This window comes from Mycobacterium talmoniae, from assembly GCF_001854525.1.
Lineage (GTDB): Bacteria > Actinomycetota > Actinomycetes > Mycobacteriales > Mycobacteriaceae > Mycobacterium > Mycobacterium talmoniae.
The window spans coordinates 1-4,711 of record NZ_MLQM01000259.1; the positions used below are offsets into that span (position 1 = coordinate 1).

Annotated in this window: 5 protein-coding genes; 4 read left to right on the forward strand and 1 reads right to left on the reverse strand. The window is 70.2% G+C overall.

Annotated features, from left to right (window positions below; translation table 11 throughout):
* Positions 1 to 126 precede the first annotated feature (126 nt).
* Entirely contained in the window at positions 127 to 1,212 is a 1,086-nt protein-coding gene (locus BKN37_RS25830) for an S-(hydroxymethyl)mycothiol dehydrogenase (RefSeq protein ID WP_071029999.1), read from the forward strand.
* Entirely contained in the window at positions 1,212 to 1,835 is a 624-nt protein-coding gene (locus tag BKN37_RS25835; protein WP_071030001.1) for an MBL fold metallo-hydrolase, read from the forward strand. Before BKN37_RS25830 ends, BKN37_RS25835 begins: the two co-directional genes overlap by 1 nt.
* Before the next feature lie 97 nt (positions 1,836 to 1,932).
* On the opposite strand, the gene BKN37_RS25840 is transcribed toward BKN37_RS25835, so the two are convergent.
* Positions 1,933 to 2,601 carry a TetR family transcriptional regulator gene (locus BKN37_RS25840; RefSeq protein WP_242657364.1) on the reverse strand — a complete coding sequence of 223 codons (669 nt, stop codon included), beginning with the start codon at positions 2,599 to 2,601 and terminating at the stop codon, positions 1,933 to 1,935.
* Between the two features lie 86 nt (positions 2,602 to 2,687).
* Between BKN37_RS25840 and BKN37_RS25845 the strand changes: the two genes are divergently transcribed.
* Complete coding sequence (locus BKN37_RS25845) at positions 2,688 to 3,641, forward strand: SDR family oxidoreductase (RefSeq protein ID WP_071030005.1); 954 nt, start codon at positions 2,688 to 2,690, stop codon at positions 3,639 to 3,641.
* A 60-nt stretch (positions 3,642 to 3,701) separates the two neighbouring features.
* Positions 3,702 to 4,711 (forward strand): class I SAM-dependent methyltransferase (locus tag BKN37_RS25850; protein ID WP_071030007.1); only part of this gene is annotated, 1,010 nt, incomplete at its 3' end.

Consider the following 4,711-nt stretch of genomic DNA (forward strand, 5'->3'; position numbering starts at 1 on the left):
CACCAGCACCGTTTCCAGCAGCCTCGGCAGCGGCCGCCGCGGTCTCATCGGGGCCTCCGCGCCATAGGAGCCATTGCGGTGCAGCCTAACGCCCGCACGTGCCAAGCAAGCGCTAGGTTGTAACCCATGAGTCAGACAGTGCGCGGTGTGATTTCCCGGAAAAAAGGCGACCCGGTCGAACTGGTGGACATCATCATCCCCGATCCCGGCCCCAACGACGTGGTGGTCAAGGTGACCGCCTGCGGGGTGTGCCACACCGACCTGACCTACCGCGAGGGCGGCATCAACGACGAATACCCGTTCCTGCTCGGCCATGAGGCCGCCGGCACCGTCGAAACGGTGGGGTCGGCGGTCACCGCCGTGGCGCCCGGTGATTTCGTGGTGCTGAACTGGCGCGCGGTGTGCGGGCAGTGCCGGGCCTGCAAACGCGGCCGGCCACAGTACTGCTTCGACACCTTCAACGCCTCTGTGCCGATGACGCTGACCGACGGCACCGCGCTGACCCCGGCGCTGGGCATCGGCGCGTTCGCTGACAAGACGCTGGTGCACGAGGGCCAGTGCACCAAGGTCGACCCGGACGCCGACCCGGCCGTCGCCGGGCTGCTGGGCTGCGGGGTGATGGCCGGGCTGGGCGCGGCGATCAACACCGGCGGGGTCACCCGGGATGACACCGTGGCGGTGATCGGCTGCGGCGGCGTCGGAGACGCCGCGATCGCCGGCGCGGCGCTGGTCGGCGCCAAACGGATCATCGCCGTCGACACCGACAACACGAAACTGAACTGGGCCCGCGACTTTGGCGCCACCCACACCATCAACGCCCGCGACCTCGACCCCGTCGAGACCATCCAAGATCTCACCGACGGGTTCGGCGCCGATGTGGTGATCGACGCGGTCGGCCGCCCGGAAACCTGGAAGCAGGCGTTTTACGCCCGGGATCTGGCCGGCACCGTGGTGCTGGTCGGGGTGCCCACCCCCGACATGCGGCTGGACATGCCGCTGATCGACTTCTTCTCCCGCGGTGGGTCGCTGAAGTCGTCGTGGTACGGCGACTGCCTGCCCGAACGCGACTTCCCCACCCTGATCAGCCTGTATCTGCAAGGCCGGCTGCCGCTGGAGAAGTTCGTCACCGAACGCATCGGGCTCGACGCGATCGAGGACGCCTTCCACAAGATGCACGGCGGTGCGGTGCTGCGCTCGGTGGTGGTGCTGTAATGGCCGCGATCGAACGGGTAGTCACCCACGGCACCTTCGAACTCGACGGCGGCAGTTGGGAAGTCGACAACAACATCTGGGTCGTCGGCGACGACTCCGATGTGGTGGTGTTCGACGCCGCCCACGACGCGGCCCCGATCGTGGCGGCGGTACGCGGACGCAATGTGGTGGCGGTGGTGTGCACCCACGGCCACAACGACCACGTCACGGTGGCCCCACAGCTCGGCGCCCAACTGGACGCGCCGGTGCTGCTGCATCCGGGTGACGACGTGCTGTGGCGGATGACACATCCGGACAAGGACTTTCGGGCCGTCGACGACGGCGACACGCTGAGGATCGGCGGCCTGCAACTGCAGGCGCTGCACACGCCGGGGCACTCCCCCGGATCGGTGTGCTGGTATGCCCCCGACCTGGGCGCGGTGTTCAGCGGCGACACCCTGTTCCAGGGCGGGCCCGGTGCCACCGGGCGCTCGTATTCGGATTTCCCGACGATCCTGGCGTCGATCTCCGAACGGCTGGGCAAGCTGCCGGCCGACACCGTCGTCTACACCGGCCACGGCGACACCACCAAAATCGGCGACGAGATCGTGCACTACGACGACTGGGTAGCCCGCGGGCACTAGCCCCCTTTTCCGCGAGCGTGCGTGTCCCCGGCCGACACACCGGGGAAATTCCCGTTTCTGCGCACGCTCGCGGCCACACGCTAGGGCCGCGCGGCGGTCACGCCTCGCTGCGCGCGGCGGCGCCGATCAGCCACGTCACCAGCCCGGCCCGCAGCCCGGCCGCGAAGCGCTGCCCCGGATCGGGGAAGTTCAGCTCGGCCATCGCGATCCGGACCGGCTCGGTGGGCACCGAGAACGGATACATCCCGGCGGTCAACGCCAGCGCGCCCTCGGCGAACCCGGCGGCCGACTCGGCCGGCAGCCACGGCAGCTGCCGGGACACCAACTGCGCCAACGCGTCGATGTTCGCCGTCGCACGGAGTTTGAAGTCGCGGGCGAACTCGGTGGTGATGTTGCGTTCCAGCACCCCGGCCATCGCCCCGACCAACTCGCACAGCAGCCGCCGCTCCACCAGTGACTCGGCGATCGTCGTCGCCACCCGAATCTCACTGGCATAGCCGGGTTTTCGCTGCCGTGGTCGGCCCAGCCGGGCACCGACCGCGTCGAGCCAACCCCGAAATTCCTGGGCGAGCAGCTCCAACAACAGCGCTTCCCGGGTGTGGAAGTAGCGCAGCACATTCGACTTGGCCAGGCCCACCCGTTCGCTGATGTCGCGCAGGCTGACGTCGGCGACACCCTTCTCGCCCACCGCCGCGCGGGCGGCCTGCAGGATCGCCGCCCGCCGGGCCGCCAGCTGCTCGGGACGCCGGGCCCGCTGGAAGTTCACCCGCCCAATTTATCAGACCGGCGTTCTCTTGTTATCAGACCGCCGTTCTGTTAACGTCGCATCGGACCGAACCGAGGAGCGCAATCATGGCCACCAATCTCACTCTCACCGTGCCCGATCTGACCGGAAAGCTGGCCGTCGTCACCGGCGCCAACAGCGGCCTGGGGTTCGGGCTGGCCCGCCGACTCTCCGCCGCCGGCGCCGACGTCGTCATGGCGATCCGCAACCGCGCCAAGGGGGAAGCGGCCATCGCCGAGATCCGCGCCGCGGTGCCCGACGCCAAGCTGACCATCCGGAGCCTGGACCTGTCGTCGCTGGCCAGTGTGGCCGCGCTCGCCGACGAGTTCACCGCCGATGGCCGGCCCATCGACATCCTGATCAACAACGCCGGGGTGATGACGCCGCCGGAACGCGACACCACCGCCGACGGTTTTGAATTGCAGTTCGGCAGCAACCATCTCGGGCACTTCGCACTGACCGCCGGGCTGCTGCCGCTGCTGCGGGCCGCCGACGGCGCCCGGGTGGTGTCGCTGAGCAGCCTGGCCGCCCGGCAGGGCCGCATCCACTTCGACGACCTGCAGTTCGAACAGCGCTACGTCCCGATGCAGGCCTACGGCCAGTCGAAGCTGGCGGTGCTGATGTTCGCCCGCGAGCTGGAGCGCCGCAGCCGCGCGGCCGGCTGGGGCATCACGTCCACCGCCGCCCACCCCGGCCTGACGAAGACCAACCTGCAGATCAGCGGTCCGTCCCATGGGCGGGCGAAACCGTCGGTGATGCAACGCCTGTACACGGCGTCGTGGCGGCTGGCCCCGTTCATGTGGCAGGACATCGACGACGGCATTCTGCCGGCGCTGTACGCCGCGGTCGCGCCGCAGGCCGAGGGCGGCGTGTTCTACGGGCCCCGCGGCATCTACGAGGCCGCTGGCGGCGGCGTCACCGTCGCCAAGGTGCCCGCCCGGGCCGCCGACGCCGCCGACGCCGCGCGGCTGTGGGAGGTTTCCGAACAGCTCACCGGCGTGCGCTACCCGGAATCCGGCTGAGCCCCGGTCGCGTACTAGCGTCGGACCCGACACGCACCGTCCGCCGCTGGGGAGATGCACATGGGGGAATCGAGCATCGTGGTCCGACCGCAACCCCCCGGCCTGCGACGGGCGATCGCGGCCTTCGAGCGGGCCGCCGAGGCGGTGCCGCTGCCCGACCCGCCGCAGCCGATCGTGCTGGCCGACTACGGTGCGGCCGACGGGCGCAACGCGTTGTTGCCCCTGGGGGCGGCGATCAAGGTGATCCGCCGGCGCACCCGCCACGAGCACGCGGTGCTGGTGGCGCACACCGACGCGCCGCACAACGATTTCACCGACCTGTTCAGCACGCTGGCCGACGACCCGGACAGCTACCTGCACACCGATTCGGCGAGCTTTCCCGCCGCGATCGGCCGGTCGTTCTACGGGCAGATTCTGCCGTCGAAGAGCGTCACGCTGGGCTGGACGTCGTGGGCGACCATGTGGCTGAGCCGGGCCGCCGCCGAGCTGCCGGAAATCCCCGATCACGTGCAAATCGCCTACAGCGCCGACGACACCGCCCGGGCGGCATACGCCCGGCAGGCCGCCCAGGATTGGCATGATTTCGTGGCGTTTCGCGGCCGCGAGTTGTGTCCGGGTGGCCGGTTGACGGTGTTGACGATGGCGGTCGGCGCGGACGGCGAGTTCGGCTACCGGCCGTTGTTCGACGCGATCGCCGCGGCGCTGGGTGATCAGGTCCGCGACGGGCTGCTGGGCGCCGAGGAGGCCCGCCGGATGACGATCCCGATTTTCGCCCGCAGCGAGAAGGACTTTCGCGCCCCGTTCGCCCCCACCGACCGGTTCGAGGGCTGCTCGATCGAGCAGCTGGAGATCTTCGAGGCCGACGACCCGTTCTGGGCCGACTATGCGGCCGATAACGACGCCGCCGCCTTCGGGGCGCGGTGGGCGGCGTTCACCCGGCTCTCGGCGTTCCCGATCCTGGCCGCCGCGCTCGACGGCGGACCGGCCGATCCGCGCGCCGACGAGTTCGCCGCGCACCTGGAGGCCGGCGTCGCGGCGCGGCTGGCCAGCAAACCCGAGCCGATGCAGAT